Below are 16,440 nucleotides of genomic sequence, written 5' to 3'. Positions count from 1 at the left end.
CTTCAGACACCAACGCAAAATGGCCGGGCAAAGCCCGGCCATTTTCGTATCAACTTGATCGCGCGTGTAGCGGTTGGATCAGCCGTTCACCACCGCTAGCCCGGGCTGCGCAGCAAAGCCAGCCTTGTGCGCATAGCCCTTCACAATCGCTTCACGCTGCGCGTAGCTCAGAACGTTCTCGACATTGTCGAAGCCATCCGGCGCGATCTGCTCGACAGCATCGATCACGCCTTCCGGACCGCCGCGGCGGTTGGAGCGCACGATCTCCGCGGTCATCGGCAGGCGCTTGCGCTCATAGGCCATCAGCGCCTGGCGCGGATGTTCGGCATGGGCCAGCGAGTCGGCCAGCGCGCGCGCATCGAGGATCGCCTGCGAGGCGCCGTTGGAGCCGACCGGATACATCGGGTGTGCGGCGTCGCCGAGCAGGGTGACGCGGCCACCCGACCAGTATGGCAGCGGATCGCGGTCGCAGCAGGGATATTCCCAGAACTCAGGCGTCGCCGTGATCAGCGCCGGCACGTCGATATGCGGCACATTGAAACGCGCCACATGCGGCATCAATTCGTCGCGCTTGCCGGGACGTGACCAGTCCTCGCGGCGCGGCGGCAGCGTGCCCCCCTCGCCGGTCTTCACCAGCACGGCCCAATTGGTCAGCCGGTTGCCCGGCGTCTCACCTTCGGCAATCGGATAGACCACGACCTTGGCGTGGAGACCGCCGGCGACGATCATCGAGTTGCCGCTGAGGAAAGCCGGCCAGTCGCGCGCACCGCGCCACAGCATCAGGCCATTCCAGACCGGATGTCCTTCATTCGGGAACAGCGTGCTCCGAACCTTGGAGTGGATACCGTCAGCGCCAATCAGGATATCGCCGCGCGCGGTTTCGACATGGTTGTTATTGCGATCGAAGAAATAAGCGGTGACACCACCTTCGTCTTGCGTGAAGTGGCCCAGGCGACGACCGGTGTGAATCGCCTCGGCGCCAAGGCGCTCTTCCACCGCACGATGGATCACACTCTGCAGGCGGCCGCGATGGATCGAGAATTGCGGCACGTCATGGCCGGCGCCGAAGCCGCGCTTCTCGCGCCAGACTTCCTGCCCGTGACGGTTGAGATAATGCAGCTCATCGGTGCGGATCGCCACCGCATCGAGGCGATCGAGCAGACCGAGACCAGCGAGTTCGCGGATCGCGTGTGGCAGCGTGTTGATGCCAACGCCGAGTTCGCGGATTGAGTCAGCCTGTTCGTAGAGTTCGCAATTGATGCCCCGCGCCCGCAGCATCAAGGCGGTGGTCAGACCGCCAACGCCGCCGCCCACGATGATTGCTTTCATCAGCTCAACTCCACTCGATACAATGCCGTAGGATAGGTAGAGCCCTTGCGAAACCCATCAACGATACGCGCCGCAGTCATGGGTTTCGCTTCGCTCTACCCACCCTACGTTTGTGATCAATAAACTCGCATGCCCAGTCATTCAGCCGCAAGTGGCTTGGCGGCCTCCGCCCGCATCTCGGCGCGGGTCTTCGGCTTAGCCTTAATTTTCAGGTCTTCGAAATCCTGCTTGTCCCTGACGCTGTTGCGGAAAATCTGATCCTTGCCGGGCATATATTGTGGCGGGCAATAGGCATCCTTTGCACCATACCAGGCGGCCGCCTTGATGGTGAAGGACGGGTCGGTCAGGTGCGGACGACCAAGCGCGACGAGGTCCGCACGGCCGGCGGCCAGGATCGTATTGACCTGATCGGCGGACGTGATGTTGCCGACGCACATAGTGGCAACGCGGGCCTCGTTGCGGACTTGATCCGAGAACGGCGTCTGGAACATGCGGCCGTAGATCGGACGCGACTCCTTGACGGTTTGGCCTGTCGAGATATCGGCGAGATCGACACCGGCTTCGGCGAAGGCGCGGGCGATCTGCACCGCATCGTCACCGGTGTTGCCACCTTCGGCCCAGTCGGTCGCCGAGAAACGTACCGACATCGGCTTGTGTGCCGGCCACGCTTGACGCATCGCCGTGAACACTTCGAGCGGGAAGCGCAGACGGTTCTCCAGGGAGCCACCATATTCATCGGTGCGCTTGTTGGTGAGCGGCGACAGGAAACTCGCCAGCAGATAGCCGTGCGCCGTATGCATCTCAAGCATGTCGAAGCCACAGCGCTCACCGCGGATCGTGGCGGCCACGAACTCCGCCTTGACGCGGTCCATACCGGTGCGATCGATTTCCGCGGGCACCTGACTATCCGGATAGTAAGCCAGCGGCGACGCCGAGACGATGTCCCACGCGCCATCGGCGAGCGGACGGTCCATGCCGTCCCACATCAGCTTGGTCGCGCCCTTGCGGCCGGCATGGCCGAGCTGCAGACAGATCTTCGCAGCCGACGTGCTGTGCACAAAATCGACGATGCGCTTCCACTGCGCTTCCTGCTCGTCGGTCCAGAGACCTGCGCAGCCGGGCGTGATGCGCGCGTCGCGGCCGACGCAGACCATTTCGGTGAAGACGAGACCTGCGCCGCCAATGGCACGCGAGCCGTAATGCACCAGATGGAAATCGTTCGGCACGCCCTCTTCCGCCGAATACATACACATCGGCGACACTACGGCGCGATTGGCAAGCACCATATCCCGCATCTTGAACGGCTGGAACATCGGCACTTCCGGCTTATCAATATCGACGTCGAAGCCCTGCGCGCGCACCTTCTGCGCAAACGACTTGTCGACTTCCTTGACGAAGTCCGGCGCGCGCAGCGTCAGGTTATCGTAGGTAATCGCCTTGGCACGGGTCATGACGCCAAAGGCGAACTGCACGGGGTCGAAATCCCAAAAGCGATCCACGTGCTCGAACCAGACCAGCGACACATCCGCTGAATGCTGGATCTTCTCGACCTCCTCGCGGCGACCGTGTTCGTAATCGTGCAACCCGGCCTCGACAGTGGGCGCCTTCGCCATCGCATCATGCAGCGCGATGGCATCTTCCATGGCGAGCTTGGTGCCCGAACCGATGGAAAAATGCGCGGTCGCCTTGGCGTCGCCAAGCAGCACCATATTGTCCTTGACCCAGCGCTTGTTGCGGATCATCGGAAAGTTGCGCCACATCGAACGGTTGATCAGCAGCTTGTGGTCGCCGAGGAAGCCCTTGAAGATATCGTGCATGCGATCAGCAGATTCCTGCTCGCCGAGGCCTTCGAGGCCGGCGCGCCTGAAGGTCTCCGGATCGGTCTCGAAGATCCAGGTCGAGCGGCCCGCCTCATATTGATAGGCGTGGGCGATGAACGGACCCCACTCGGTTTCCTGGAACAGGAAGGTGAAGGCATCGAGCGGCTTGGTGGAGCCCATCCAGGTGAACTTGTTCGAACGCAAATCCACTTCGGGCGCGAAGTGCTCGATATACTTGTTACGGAAGTGGCTGTTGATGCCATCAGCCAGCACGATCAGATCGGCATCGGCGAAACGCGCTTCGTCGGTGATATCGACTTCGAACAGCAGATGGACGCCGAGTTCGCGGGCACGATCTTGCAGGATCATCAGCAGCGTACGGCGCGAACAGCCGCAGAAGCCGTTGCCGCCGACGCGGTGGACAGTGCCGCGGAAGTGCACGGCGATATCATCCCAGTACGCGAATTCCTGGGTGATGCGCTGATAGCTCGGAAGATCATATTTCTCGAAATTGTCGAGGGTGGCGTCGGAGAACACCACACCGAAACCGAAGGTGTCGTCAGGGCGGTTGCGCTCATAGACCGTGATCTCTGCCTGCGGCCGCTGCTTCTTCAGCAGGATCGCAGAATAGAGGCCCGCCGGCCCGCCACCGATAATCGCGATCTTCATGACAGCCTCCGCAGTCGTGCCTGGATGGAGATATTTTAAACCTAAAACAATTCCTGGCAAGCCTGACAAACCGGCAATTCGCCAGCTTTGATGCACATCAAATTATCATCGTGACCAGCGCGCTCATGGTCGATCCCGCATATTGAGGGTCTCAATTACCCTCGAACTTCGGCTTCTGCTTGTTCGCGAAGGCATGGAACGCCCGGGCAAAATCCTCGGTGGTCATGCACAGCGCCTGCGCCACCGCCTCAGCCTCGATCGCCTCTTCTACCGACATCGCCCACTCCATCGACAGCATCCGTTTGGTCATGGTGTTGGCATAGGTCGGGCCTTCGGAAATCTGCCTGGCCAGTGTCTGCGCCTGGCTCAGCACCTCTGCAGGCGCGACGATGCGGCTGAAGAAGCCCCAGCGCTCGCCCTCCTCGGCTGTCATGAAGCGGCCGGTATAGAGCAGCTCCGACGCACGGGACTGGCCGATGATACGCGGCAGGATCGCGCAAGCGCCCATGTCGCAGCCGGCCAGCCCCACTTTGTTGAACAGGAACCCGACCTTGGTGCCGGTCGCAGCCAGACGCATGTCGGAGGCCATCGCCATGATGGCGCCGGCGCCGGCGCAGATGCCTTCCACTGCGGCCACGATCGGCTGCGGAGCGGCCCGCATCGCCTTGACCAGATCGCCAGTCATGCGCGTGAAGGCGGTGAGATCTTTGGTGTTCATCTCAATCAACGGGCCGATGATCTCGAACACGTCGCCGCCCGACGAGAAATTACCGCCGGCGCCGGTGACGACCACGACTTTGAGGTCGTCATCCATTGCGCAGGCGCGGAAGAAATCCGTCAGCTCACGGTAGCTCTGGAAGGTCAGCGGGTTTTTACGCTCGGGCCGGTTCAGCGTCACCGTCGCGATGCCATCGGCCACCGCCAGCAGGAAATGCTCAGGCTTGAACTCGGCCAGCGGCAGCGTGACGGGATTGGCGACCTTGTTCTTGACCATGACTGACATATTGGCTCCCAGTAATTTGTTCGGTTCTTGTTGTTACGGTTCGATCAGACTTCGCCGCCGGCGACGGCGATGCTCTGGCCGGTGATGGAACTGGCGCCGGCGCCGCACAACCACAGGACCGCATCGGCGACTTCCCCAGGCGTCACCAGACGGCCCTGCGGATTGTGCTTCGCCAATTCGGCAACAGCTTGTTCCCGCGTACGGCCGGTCTTGCTCATGATGTTGTCGATGCTGCCTTCGAGCAGATCGGTTTCGGTGAAACCGGGGCAAACCGCATTCACGGTGACGCCGCTCTTGGCCACTTCCGGCGCCACCGAGCGCACCAGACCGATGACGGCGTGCTTCGCAGCGCTGTAGGCGCTCACATAACCATAGCCCTTGAGGCCAGCCGTCGAAGCCACCGCAACGATGCGGCCGCTCTTGCGCTTGACCATATCCGGCAGCACAGCCTGCGTCGCATAAACGACGCCCATGAAATTAACATCCATCATGCGCTGGAACAGTGCCGCATCCGATTTCACGAATGGCGCAGACTCCGCAACACCCGCATTCGCCACCAGAATATCGATCGGCTGGCGTTTCGCGGCATCCGCAATCGCGGCATTCAGCGCGGCTTGATCGGACACGTCGGCGGCCATCGCATGGTGCGCGTCACCAGCGGCAACGACCTCGTTCAGCACTGCAAGATTGCGACCCAGGATGGTGACGGTCGCGCCGGCCTGCACCAACGATGCTGCAATGGCGCGGCCGATGCCGCGGCCGCCGCCGGTCACCAGAGCGTGGGAGGAGCGAGACAATCCGGACATGCGTCACCTTCCGCAGGCTCTCCATGAGCCTGCCTCGATATTATTTTAGACTTCAAGCTTTTGCAAGAAACAGGCAGGCCATGCTGCTAGCGGCTGCGGCGGAGCGTATCCGACGGGCTCTCGCCATAACGGGCACGGTAGAAGCTGGCCATCCGGCTCGGATGGGTAAAGCCGAGATCGAAGGCCATATCGATGACGCGCTCGCCCGGCGCAGCCCGCAGCAACCTCGCATTCAAATGCGTCAGCCGGATATCGAGCAGCGCATCGGAGATCGACATGCCGAAATGCTTCTGGAAGCCGAGCTGCAGCGAACGTATCCCGATGCCAGCTGCGCGCGAGAGCCGATCGAGATCGAGCGGCTCAGTGGCATGAGCCTCAAGATAGTCCCGTGCCTTTCTCAGCACTGACGGCAGCGGGCCAAGGCGCGCAAGGGTGCGGTCGATGGTATCGGTGAGCGTATGTTGCTGACCGGTCAGCAACAGTCCAATCACGGAGTCACGCAGGGTCGCCGCCATCATCGGCGAGATCTGCTGCCCGGGTCCGCGATGCTCCGCGAGATCGACCAGGTATTCGATCTGGGACCGGATCGCTAGACCGAACGGCGTATTGAGATCGACCTGCGGATCGAATTCAATGACCGCTCCGGATCTCTCCGCCAGCGCCGCCGCGCGCTCCTCGACGAGCCGTCGTTCAACCAGCAGGATCAATTTTGCACAATCGTCCTGCCAGACCATTTTTGTCGGCATGGTCGGTGACAGCAAGGACGCGACACGCCCTGCAGATACCTCGATCTTCCGGCCTCCCGTATTGATCCGGGCCCCGCCATGCATCGGGATCTGCAGCAAGAAGAAGCGATCGAGACAGCCGGGATCGATCGCCACCGAGCCGCCATAGGAGACGTAGTTCACCGAGAAGCCATCGAACGCGGCACAGTTATGGAGCGCATGAAAATCCGGCCAGGAGCGCTGTAAGGGATCAAGCGCATGCGGGCAGAAGATGCGCCCGATCGAATCGGCAGCCTCGTCGATATCCCTGGCGAAGACGCGGGAGAACGCCGCAAGCCTTGCGGCGCGGGCCGGCTGGGCATTCCCTGATACGGCTGCGTCCAACACCATGGTCCGATCGCCTGCGTTATTTGAAGCCTAGACTATCCATGTCGCATCACGCCGCATAGTCGGCGCCGCGCCGCAAATATTGCCGTGCTGCACAACGAATGCGCAGGCCGGCGTCTTCCAAAGATGAGTGTGCAGCGCAGCGTGGCCGCGCGCCCTCGCCTGCGCCGGTAATTATTTCGTCGTTTGGATAGCGGATTCGTTCAACGGCTAGAGACAGGCCCCGAGGTCACGCAGCATCCTTGCAGACGTGAAACCCAAGGGAGCAGGACCATGGCGGCACTTGAAAAAGGCATTACCCAGAACGGCACCGGATATAACGGCACCACGTGGAATATCCTTGGACAGGTCTATTTCCCGAAGGCCGTGACCGACTCCACCTTTGCTTTCGAGACCAACAGCGATCCCGGCCAGTTCGTGCCGGTGCATATCCATCCGACCCAGGAAGAGTTCATCCTGGTTCAGGAGGGTATTCTCGACCTCAAGCTCGACGGCCAGTGGGTCCGCGCTCACGCCGGCGATCTGGTTCGCCTGCCTCGCGGCATTCCGCATGGCTATTTCAACAAATCGGACAAGCCCGCCCGCGCGCTGTTCTGGGTCTCGCCGACACAGAAGCTCGAAGCCCTGTTCAAGCAATTGCACAATATGAGCGATATCGAAGCCATCGTGCGGGTCTCCGCCGAGCATGAAGTGAACTTCCTGCCACCGGAAGCCAACGACTAGGCTCAACAGCCGAACGGCACTCAACACTCCACGCGAACGTTTCGCGCAGATGTCCGTCTGCGCGCGCGAACCCGCACGTCCGCGATCCAACGCCGCATTCAGACAGGAGACGAGCCATGGTCAAACAGAAGAGCGTTTGCGTCATCGGCGCCGGTATCGCCGGCCTTGCCGCCGCCAAATCCTTCACAGCATGCGGACACAAGGTCACGATGCTTGAACGCAGCGGCGACCTCGGCGGCGTCTGGGAGCCAGCCCGCTCTTATCCAGAGGTGCAGACCCAGAGTCCCAAGGAACTCTATCGCTTCACCGACAAGCCGATGCCGGCGAGCTATCCGAAATGGCCCAAGGGGCCGCAGGTCCATGCCTATCTCACAGATTATGCACGCGACTACAATCTGATCCCGCTGATGCGTTTCAACACGACCGTCGTGAGCATGAAACGCCGCGAAGATGGACTCCCCGGCTGGACGCTTGAGACACGCGATGCGGCTGGCAACACCGCGCCGGAAACATTCGATTTCGTGGCGGTCTGCACCGGGCAATTCAACGAGCGCAAGGAACTGCATCATCCCGGCGAAGACGCGTTCAAGGCCGCCGGCGGCGTGATCCTGCATTCGGCCGAGCACACGGATTCATCCATCGTCAAAGGCAAGAAGGTCATCGTGCTGGGCGGCTCGAAATCGGCCACCGATATCGCCGTGCATTCGGTCAATGCCGGCGCCAGCGCCGTTACCTTCGTCTATCGCGAGCCGGTCTGGCGCATTCCCTATTTCATCGGCGGCCTGATCAACTTCAAGCGCATCCTCTATATCCGCGCCCAGGAGGAGATGTTTCGGGGCTGGGGCCTGACTGCGCTCTCGCGACTCAATCACGCCATTGCCAAGCCATTCATCTGGGCCAACTGGCGCGGGCTGGAGGCCATGTTGAAGACCCAGCTCAAGCTCAAGAAATGCGACATGGTGCCGGAAGGCCGTATCGAGGACGGCATCAACTGCTCGGTACCGATCGCTACACCTAACTTCTTCCCGATGGTTGCCGACGGACGCATCAAGGCTATCCGCGGTACCTTCGATCACTACGACGGCAAGACCATTGTGATGTCATCAGGCCAGCGCGTCGAAGCTGACGTTGCCGTGCTGGCTATCGGCTTCACACTCGGCGTACCGTTCCTGCCGCAGCAATATCGCGACAAGCTCATCCAGGATGACGGGCAGTATCGGCTGTATCGCGTCATTGCCAATCCGGATCTGCCAGACATGGGATTTGTCGGCTTCAACTCCAGCTTCTGCTCGGTGCTGACGGCGGAAATGGCCGCCAACTGGCTGGTGCGCTATGCCGACGGCAAGCTGGCGAAACAGCCGACCGCCGCTCAGATGCATGCGGATATGGACAAGATGCTGCATTTCAAACGCGTCGAACGGCCCGCAGCCGGCGTTTATGGCGGACTATGCGTGGCGCCCTATCACTTCAAGCACTTCGACGAACTGCTCGACGACATGGGCGCCACCAGCAAACGGCGCAGCACGCTGGTGGAGAAATTCACGCCGCCAGATGCGGACGCCTATGCGCGGTTTCTTGCATCGGCGCCGAACTACAAGGCGGAGGCTGCGGCCACGTAGCTTCACCCTCCATTGTCGTCCCCGCGAAGGCGGGGACCCATAACCACGGTCAACGTGGTCCAAACGGCAGAGTTACCCCGACTGTGTTCCGACCAGATCTCCAGCGTGTATGGGTCCCCGCCTTCGCGGGGACGACACATGGATAGATTGGCGACTAACTACTACGCCCCCGTCTGGGCAGCCTTGATCAGCTCGCGACCGATGATGACCTTCTGGACTTCGGTTGCGCCTTCATAGATGCGCAGCGCGCGAATCTCGCGATAGAGCTCCTCGACCTTGACGCCCGACTGCACGCCCATGCCGCCGAAGATTTGAACCGCGCGGTCGATCACTGTCTGTGCCGCTTCGGTCGCGAACATCTTGGCCATGGCGGCTTCGCGTGTGATGCGCGCCGCGCCCTGATCCTTGGTCCAGGCCGAGCGATAGATCAGCAGTGCGGAGGCATCGATCGACGTGGCCATCTCCGCGAGGCCCGCTTGCGTCAGCTGAAGATCGCCCAGCGTATGGCCAAACATTTTCCGCGTGACCGAGCGATGCAGCGCTTCATCGAGCGCGCGTCGTGCGAGGCCGAGCGCGGCAGCACCGACGGTCGAGCGAAACACGTCGAGCGTCGCCATCGCGACCTTGAAGCCTTCGCCGTCCTTGCCGATACGGTTCGCCAGAGGCACGCGGCAATTCTCGAATTTCAGCGTGGCCAGTGGATGCGGCGCGATCACATCGATCCGCTCTGCAATCGTGAAGCCAGGCGTATCCGCGTCGACAACGAATGCGCTGATGCCGCGCGCGCCGGATTCGCCAGTACGCAGGAACACCACATACTGGTCGGCAATGCCGCCATTGGAGATCCAGGTCTTGAGGCCATTGATGCGGACATGATCCGGATCATCAGGCACCGCTGTCGTCGTCATCGCAGCGACATCCGAACCTGCATCGGGCTCTGACAATGCGAAAGCTGCAATGGCCTCACCGCTGGCGACGCGCGGCAGATAGCGCAATTTCAACGCTTCCGAACCGAACAGGCTGATCGGGCCGGTGCCGAGTCCCTGCATCGCAAATGCGAAGTCGGCGAGACCGCTCTCATAGGCCAGCGTTTCGCGGATCAGACACAGCGAGCGCACATCGAAAGTCGGATACAATCCACCGTGGCTCGCCGGCACCGCTGCGCGCAACCATCCGCCGTCGCCGAGCGCCTTCACCAGACGCTTGCAGGAGCCATCGACGTCATGGTGATCGACCAGACCGGGCAGCGTCGCCTTGGCCCAGCGCGACAGGCCCGTGGCCAGCTCGCGATGATGGTCCTCGAAAAACGGCCAGGACAAAAATGACTGATCGGACATGGCTTCCTCCCTCGATGCATCGGCAATCGACATTGTTTTAAACCTAAAGAAATTTCGGACAAGGGCGATGGCCGGACATCACAACATCGCCAACCGGAAGGCGCATAGTCCGTCACCGGAGAGCCGACCTCTAAAAACGACGTGCCTCCGGATGAGGCAATCCACAACCCTTTAAGTCTAAAACTATCGCTTTTCATATATCTCGGACATGCTAGGATCGCCCTTGTCCGACAGCACAGGAGGCCTATGCGTGCCAAATTCTGCAGCCCTGACGACGAAGGACGGCCGCTTCGGCTTTGAAGCCAAAGGCGATTCCGCGGCAACGCCGCTGGTGTTTCTGCATGGGATCGGCGGTGCGGGCCGCGGCTGGCGCCACCAGCTCGAAGCGTTCGGCGACCGCTACTACGCCATCGGCTGGGACATGCCGGGCTATGGCGGCTCAGAACAACTGCCAGAGCCAAGCATCCCGGCCTTCGCCGAAGCCCTGAAGGACTTTCTCGCGCAGATTGGCTCCAGGAAACCGGTGCTGGTCGGCCATTCCATTGGCGGCATGATCGTGCAGCGCTTCATGGTGGACTATCCCGATCTCGCCTGCGCCATCGTGCTGGCGCAGACCACCTCCGCCTTCGGCAGCTCCGACGGCGAATGGCAGAAGAATTTCATCGACGCCCGGCTTGGCCCGCTCGACCGTGGCGAGACCATGGTGTCGATGGCGCCGAAGCTGGTGGCAGGCCTGATCGGCGACAATCCGGATCCTGCCGGCCTTGAACTCGCACGCGACTGCATGGCCGCTGTGAAGCCCGACACCTACCGCGCCTCGATGAAGGCGATGATCGGGTTCGATCTGCGCAAGAACATCGCGGACATCAAAATACCGACTTTAGTCCTATCCGGTTCGAAAGACAACAACGCGCCGGCAAAGACGATGGCAAAGATGGCGGGCCTCGTGCCCGGGTCGACCTATGTCGAACTCGAGGGCGTCGGCCATCTCGCCAGTTTCGAACGTCCGCACGAATTCAACGAAGTACTCGCCGACTTCCTCAAAACCAGCCACAACCTTTCGGGGTCATCCTCATGAACAAGCCCGCCAGTAAGCCAGACCTCGACAGCATCGTCCTCGACAGCATCGTCCTCGACAAGCCGATGTTCGATCCGAAAGCCTATCGTCTCGATGACGAACAGGCCGGGCTGATCGCCAAGGCGCGCGAGCTGGCGCAGGCTAACTTCGCCGGTCGCGCGGCGAAGTGGGATACCGAGGCCACCTTCCCGCTGGAGAACTACAAGGACCTGCACAAGGCGGGTCTGCTGGGCATCTCGATCCCGAAAGCCAATGGCGGTTCGGGCGCCGGCTATCAGACCTATTCGCTCGCTGCCGCCGAAATCGGCCGTTATTGCGGCGCCACGGCACTCACCTGGAACATGCATGTCTGCTCGACGCTGTGGTCCGGCCCGCTGGCCGACGACCTCGACATGGATGACCAGATGCGCGCCGAACAGCACCGCCGCCGCGCTATCCACTACAAGCGCATCGTCGAAGACGGCGCGATCTATTCGCAGCCGTTCTCCGAAGGCGGCGCAGCAGCCGCCGGCGGCGTTGCATTCGGAACCGAAGCGAAGCCCGTCAAAGGCGGCTGGATCGTCAACGGCAAGAAGATCTTTGCGTCGCTGTCGGGCTTCGCCGATTACTACGGCGTGCTCTGCACCGAAGTCGCTGAGGGTGAGAAGGCTTCGCGCCGCAACACGCTGTATCTGGCGATTTCCGCCAAGTCCGAAGGCGTCTCGGTCGTTGGCGACTGGGATCCACTCGGCATGCGCGGCACGGTCTCCCGCACGCTGATCTTCAAGGACGTGTTTGTTCCGGAAGATGCAGCGCTGATGCCGCGCGGCGTCTACTTCCAGGCCGCGATGCGCTGGCCGCACATGTTCCTGACGCTGTCACCGACTTACGTCGGTCTCGCGCAGGCATCGTACGATTTCACCGTGAAGTATCTCCGCGGCGAAATCCCGGGCATGCCGCCAGTCAAGCGCCGGATGTATCCGACCAAGCAGATCGCCGTGGCGCAGATGCAGATCAAGCTCGAGCAGCTCAAGTCGACCTGGTTCCAGGCCGTGACCGAAGCCTGTGCCAATCCGAGCAAGGAGCAGGTCCTGCGCGCCTACACCGCGCAATACACCGTGATGGAAGGCGCCAACGAACTTGCGGCACTGGCGATCCGCACCTGCGGCGGTCAGGCCATGCTGAAGACGCTACCGCTGGAGCGCATCTATCGCGACAGCCGCTGCGGTGCGCTGATGCTGCCCTGGACCGCCGAGCTTTGCCTCGACCGCATCGGCCGAGAAGCACTCTATGAGGCCGGTGAGAAAGACGAGTAATCGTGGATCTCTCCAGCCTCATCGCCCGCAACGCCGCATTCACGCCGGACAAGCCCGCGATTCATTTCGAGGGCAAGACACTCAGCTATGCCGTGTTCAACGCGCGGATCGAGGCGACGGCGAAGGCACTGAAGACGGAATGCGGCGTTAGTCGCGGTGATCGCGTCGCGATCCTGAGCATGAACCGGCCAGACTATCTGGTCCTGCTCTATGCCTGCGCCCGCCTCGGCGCGATCATGGTGCCGCTGAACTGGCGGCTCGCGGTCGCCGAGCAGCTCTTCATCCTGTCCGATGCTTCGGTAAAGGTGCTGGTGCTTGAGGAAGGCTTTGCGGCCATCCTCCCGTCGCTTGCGAAGGACTTGCCGGATACGCGCGTGATCGCGTTCGATTTCGCGCTTGATGCCCCCGGCCAGACATTCGACACACTGCTGTCCCGCGCTTCCGGAGATGGCCGCAATCCGCATACCGACCTCTCCTGCCCGCTGCTGATCGTCTACACGTCAGGCACTACAGGCCGCCCGAAAGGCGCCGTGCTGCGCCAGGAAGCGCTGCTGTGGAACGGCGTGATGAGCCAGCACATGCATGGCCTCACATCGGACGATCACGTCCTGACCGTGCTGCCGTTCTTCCATGTCGGTGGCCTCAACATCCAGACCACGCCGGCGCTGCATCACGGCGCCACCGTGACAATCCATGCGCGCTTCACCCCGGACTCCACGCTGGCTGCAATCGCGCAGGAGCGACCGACCCTGACCGTCTGGGTACCCGCGATCATCCAGGCGATGAGCGAGCATCCCGGCTGGGCTGCGACCGATGTTTCCTGCCTCAAGGCCGTGTCCACCGGCTCCAGCATCGTGCCACCGCATCTAATCGAGCGCCTGACGGCGCGCGGCATTCCCGTGCTGCAGGTCTATGGTTCGACGGAGACCTGCCCGATCTCGGTCTATACGCGGCTCGGCGGCGACCTGTCGCGTACGGGATCGACGGGTTTGCCCGGCCTGTGCTGCGAAGCCATCATCATCGACGACGACGGCAACGAGCTGCCTGCCACTGCCACCGGCGAGATCGCGGTGCGCGGCCCCAACGTGTTCTACGAATATTGGGGCAACGAGGGCGCGACGCGCGAGGCACTGCATGACGGCTGGTATCGCACCGGCGATATCGGCACGCGCGACGATGACGGCTATTTCTGGGTCCACGACCGCAAGAAGAACATGATTATTTCCGGCGGCGAGAATGTCTATCCCGCCGAAGTCGAACGCGTGCTGCTCGAACATCCCGATGTCGCCGATTGCGGCGTCGTCGGTGTGCCCGATCCGAAATGGCAGGAAGTACCAGTCGCCTATGTGCTGCTGCGGCCGAATTGCAGCGTGAGCGCCGAAACACTGAAGGCCCATGTTCTCACGCAGCTCGCCCGCTACAAGCAGCCGCGCGACATCGTATTCGTCACTGACCTGCCGCGCACAGCGCTCGGCAAGGTGCAGCATTTCAAACTGAAGCAGGTTCAGGCGGCAACGCCGAGCGACGGAGAGACCAATTGAAGATCGCAGTATTGGGTGGCGGCAACGGTTCGTTCGCAGCCGCGGGTGATTTCGCACTGCAGGGCCATGACGTCCGCCTGTGGCGCCGCGACGCCGATGCTGTCGCCGAACACAACAAGGCCGGCTCGCGCATCAAGGTCAAGAATGCCCAGGGCACACACGACACCCAGTTGACGCTGGTGACGACTGATATCGCCGAGGTGATCAAGGACGTCGAACTGATCCTGTGCCCCGCACCCGCCTTTGCGCAGCCTGATATCGCCAAGCGGATCGCACCTCACCTCAAAGATGGTCAGGTCGTTTATCTGCCGCCTGCAACCTTCGGCTCGATGATATTCGCCAAGGCTGCGCATGACGCCGGCAACACCGCCAAGGTCGCCTTCGCCGAGACCGGCACGCTGCCCTGGCTCGCGCGCAAACACGGACCGTTCGAAGTGGCGATCACCATCCGCGCCAAGCGGCTGCCGACCGGCGTGTTCCCGCTTCACATGATGGACTATGCCTGCAAGGTCATCGACAAGGCCTTCCCCGGCGTGATCGAGCCCTGCGGCGATGCGCTGTCCGGCGCACTGATGAATGCCGGCCCGATCATCCATCCGCCGCTCATCGTCATGAATGCCGGGCCGCTTGAGCATTTTCCGACCTGGGACATTCACAAGGAAGGTACGCAGCCGGCTATCCGCCGCGTCACCGACCAACTCGACGCCGAGCGCATCGCGATCCGCGAGGCCTTTGGCTACAACGGCGCGCATTTCCCGCTGGCGGATCACTACGCCAAGGAAGGCGAAGAGTGGATGTATGGCCGCGGCTCGCATGATCGTCTCACCGACAGCGGTGACTGGCGCGAGCACATCGTGCTCACCGAGCACCGCTACATGCGCGAGGATCTGCGCACGGGCCTGTCGTTCTTCCTGTCCTGCGCCACGCTCGCGGGCGTCGAAACACCGCTGGCCAAAGCCTTCCTCGCCATCGGCGGCGCGATCTGCGGCGAAAATTTCCTGCAGGGTGGCCGCACGCTCGCAAGCCTCGGCTTCGGCGATCTCGATCAGGCCGCGCTGCTGAAGCTACTGCGCGAAGGCTTTGCCGCATGAGCGCCCGTGCCGCCATCGCATGTCTTGGCGCGGGTCGCATGGGCCGCGGCATCGCCGTCGCCTTTGCCTATGCGGGCCACAATGTCGCGATCGTCGACTTCAAGGCGCGCGACCTCGACAAGTTCAAGGCACTGGAAGCCGAGGCGCTTGGCGAGATCCGCAAGACCTTTGCCAGCATGGCGCGCTTCGGCCTGCTCACAGAAGCTGACATCGAAACACTGGTGTCACGCATCAGCGTTGTGCCGGAAGCCGGTGCGGGCGCTGCGCTCAGCAGTTCGGCGATCATTTTCGAAGGCGTGCCTGAGGTGCTCGATCAGAAGCGCGATGCGCTGGCGCGCGCCTCACAACTCGCAGGCCCCACGCCGATCATCGCATCGACGACGTCGACCATCCTCGTCGATGACATCTCCAGCGCCGTCGAGCATCCCGAGCGCTTCCTCAACGCACACTGGCTGAACCCGGCCTATCTCGTGCCACTGGTCGAAGTCTCGCCGGGCGCCAAGACCGATCCGGCGATTACCGTGCGGGTGAAGGAGATGCTCGAAGGCATCGGCAAGGTTCCCGTGGTTTGCGCCGCGACACCCGGCTATATTGTGCCGCGTATCCAGGCAATGGCCATGAACGAAGCCGCGCGCATGGTCGAGGAAGGCGTTGCCAGTCCCGAGGATATCGACAAGGCGATCAAATACGGTTTCGGATTCCGCTTCGCGGTGCTGGGTCTGCTCGAATTCGTCGATTGGGGCGGCGGCGACATTCTCTATTACGCCAGCAAGTACCTGACAGGCGCGCTGAACAACGATCGCTATTCGTCACCGGAGATCGTCGGCCGCAACATGGCCGAGGGCAAGATCGGCCTCAAGACCGGCGAAGGCTTTCTCAATTACGAGGGGCTCGATGTCGATGCCTATCGCGAAGGACGGCTGTCGGCGTTCGTGGATCTGCTGAAGCACTTTCAGTTGCAGAAGCCGCCGGTTTTGTAGCGACTGCGAACTCGGCCCCTCATCCTGAGGAGCCGCA

General features: G+C 62.0%; 13 protein-coding genes. 7 read left to right on the top strand and 6 right to left on the bottom strand.

Going from position 1 to position 16,440, the window contains the following annotated elements; genetic code table 11:
• Window positions 1-78 precede the first annotated feature (78 nt).
• The 5 genes from AB8B02_RS04880 to AB8B02_RS04860 all read right to left on the bottom strand — a co-directional run bounded on the left by AB8B02_RS04880 (window position 79) and on the right by AB8B02_RS04860 (window position 6,742).
• Window positions 79-1,329, bottom strand: a complete 1,251-nt coding sequence (locus AB8B02_RS04880) for a flavin-dependent oxidoreductase (protein WP_439063295.1) — start codon at window positions 1,327-1,329, stop codon at window positions 79-81.
• A gap of 137 nt (window positions 1,330-1,466) precedes the next feature.
• The gene (locus AB8B02_RS04875; RefSeq protein ID WP_439063294.1) at window positions 1,467-3,818 is read right to left on the bottom strand and encodes a bifunctional salicylyl-CoA 5-hydroxylase/oxidoreductase; all 2,352 of its coding nucleotides are present in this window, start codon (window positions 3,816-3,818) and stop codon (window positions 1,467-1,469) included.
• Window positions 3,819-3,969: 151 nt separating this feature from the next.
• Window positions 3,970-4,812: an enoyl-CoA hydratase family protein gene (locus AB8B02_RS04870; protein WP_439064592.1), complete on the bottom strand. Its 843-nt coding sequence runs from the start codon at window positions 4,810-4,812 to the stop codon at window positions 3,970-3,972.
• Between the two features lie 53 nt (window positions 4,813-4,865).
• On the bottom strand, window positions 4,866-5,627 hold the full coding sequence (locus AB8B02_RS04865; RefSeq protein ID WP_439063293.1) for an SDR family NAD(P)-dependent oxidoreductase: 762 nt from the start codon (window positions 5,625-5,627) through the stop codon (window positions 4,866-4,868).
• A gap of 86 nt (window positions 5,628-5,713) precedes the next feature.
• Window positions 5,714-6,742 (bottom strand): AraC family transcriptional regulator, encoded by a 1,029-nt coding sequence (locus tag AB8B02_RS04860; protein ID WP_439063292.1) that lies wholly within the window; start codon window positions 6,740-6,742, stop codon window positions 5,714-5,716.
• Between the two features lie 270 nt (window positions 6,743-7,012).
• On the opposite strand from AB8B02_RS04860, the gene AB8B02_RS04855 reads away from it, so the two are divergent.
• On the top strand, window positions 7,013-7,462 hold the full coding sequence (locus tag AB8B02_RS04855) for a cupin domain-containing protein (protein WP_175367248.1): 450 nt from the start codon (window positions 7,013-7,015) through the stop codon (window positions 7,460-7,462).
• Between the two features lie 116 nt (window positions 7,463-7,578).
• A complete protein-coding gene (locus tag AB8B02_RS04850) occupies window positions 7,579-9,081 on the top strand; it encodes a flavin-containing monooxygenase (protein WP_439063291.1) in 1,503 nt (500 codons plus the stop codon).
• A gap of 161 nt (window positions 9,082-9,242) precedes the next feature.
• On the opposite strand, the gene AB8B02_RS04845 is transcribed toward AB8B02_RS04850, so the two are convergent.
• Window positions 9,243-10,418, bottom strand: a complete 1,176-nt coding sequence (locus tag AB8B02_RS04845) for an acyl-CoA dehydrogenase family protein (protein ID WP_439063290.1) — start codon at window positions 10,416-10,418, stop codon at window positions 9,243-9,245.
• Between the two features lie 250 nt (window positions 10,419-10,668).
• On the opposite strand from AB8B02_RS04845, the gene AB8B02_RS04840 reads away from it, so the two are divergent.
• The 5 genes from AB8B02_RS04840 to AB8B02_RS04820 all read left to right on the top strand — a co-directional run bounded on the left by AB8B02_RS04840 (window position 10,669) and on the right by AB8B02_RS04820 (window position 16,403).
• Window positions 10,669-11,496: an alpha/beta fold hydrolase gene (locus AB8B02_RS04840; RefSeq protein WP_439063289.1), complete on the top strand. Its 828-nt coding sequence runs from the start codon at window positions 10,669-10,671 to the stop codon at window positions 11,494-11,496.
• Between the two features lie 65 nt (window positions 11,497-11,561).
• A complete protein-coding gene (locus AB8B02_RS04835; RefSeq protein WP_439064591.1) occupies window positions 11,562-12,791 on the top strand; it encodes an acyl-CoA dehydrogenase family protein in 1,230 nt (409 codons plus the stop codon).
• A gap of 2 nt (window positions 12,792-12,793) precedes the next feature.
• Window positions 12,794-14,332, top strand: coding sequence for a class I adenylate-forming enzyme family protein (locus AB8B02_RS04830; RefSeq protein WP_439063288.1), 1,539 nt, complete (start codon window positions 12,794-12,796; stop codon window positions 14,330-14,332).
• Window positions 14,329-15,423, top strand: a complete 1,095-nt coding sequence (locus tag AB8B02_RS04825) for an NAD/NADP octopine/nopaline dehydrogenase family protein (RefSeq protein WP_439063287.1) — start codon at window positions 14,329-14,331, stop codon at window positions 15,421-15,423. The genes AB8B02_RS04830 and AB8B02_RS04825 overlap by 4 nt, the downstream gene beginning before the upstream one ends.
• Window positions 15,420-16,403 (top strand): 3-hydroxybutyryl-CoA dehydrogenase, encoded by a 984-nt coding sequence (locus AB8B02_RS04820; protein ID WP_439063286.1) that lies wholly within the window; start codon window positions 15,420-15,422, stop codon window positions 16,401-16,403. The genes AB8B02_RS04825 and AB8B02_RS04820 overlap by 4 nt, the downstream gene beginning before the upstream one ends.
• Window positions 16,404-16,440: the final 37 nt, after the last annotated feature.

The sequence above is a fragment of the Tardiphaga sp. 862_B3_N4_1 genome (assembly GCF_051811085.1).
In the GTDB taxonomy this organism is placed as follows: Bacteria; Pseudomonadota; Alphaproteobacteria; order Rhizobiales; family Xanthobacteraceae; genus Tardiphaga; species Tardiphaga robiniae.
Note: the sequence above shows the minus strand (reverse complement) of the source record. Positions and strands in the feature narration are given on the sequence as shown.

Bases quoted from the DNA above. Each gene is read 5' to 3' on its own strand.
- AB8B02_RS04875 (WP_439063294.1), bottom strand. From the start codon at position 3,818: ATGAAGATCGCGATTATCGGTGGCGGGCCGGCGGGCCTCTATTCTGCG.
- AB8B02_RS04845 (WP_439063290.1), bottom strand. From the start codon at position 10,418: ATGTCCGATCAGTCATTTTTGTCCTGGCCGTTTTTCGAGGACCATCAT.
- AB8B02_RS04855 (WP_175367248.1), top strand. From the start codon at position 7,013: ATGGCGGCACTTGAAAAAGGCATTACCCAGAACGGCACCGGATATAAC.
- AB8B02_RS04835 (WP_439064591.1), top strand. From the start codon at position 11,562: ATGTTCGATCCGAAAGCCTATCGTCTCGATGACGAACAGGCCGGGCTG.
- AB8B02_RS04850 (WP_439063291.1), top strand. From the start codon at position 7,579: ATGGTCAAACAGAAGAGCGTTTGCGTCATCGGCGCCGGTATCGCCGGC.
- AB8B02_RS04870 (WP_439064592.1), bottom strand. From the start codon at position 4,812: ATGGTCAAGAACAAGGTCGCCAATCCCGTCACGCTGCCGCTGGCCGAG.
- AB8B02_RS04860 (WP_439063292.1), bottom strand. From the start codon at position 6,742: ATGGTGTTGGACGCAGCCGTATCAGGGAATGCCCAGCCGGCCCGCGCC.
- AB8B02_RS04880 (WP_439063295.1), bottom strand. From the start codon at position 1,329: ATGAAAGCAATCATCGTGGGCGGCGGCGTTGGCGGTCTGACCACCGCC.
- AB8B02_RS04820 (WP_439063286.1), top strand. From the start codon at position 15,420: ATGAGCGCCCGTGCCGCCATCGCATGTCTTGGCGCGGGTCGCATGGGC.
- AB8B02_RS04865 (WP_439063293.1), bottom strand. From the start codon at position 5,627: ATGTCCGGATTGTCTCGCTCCTCCCACGCTCTGGTGACCGGCGGCGGC.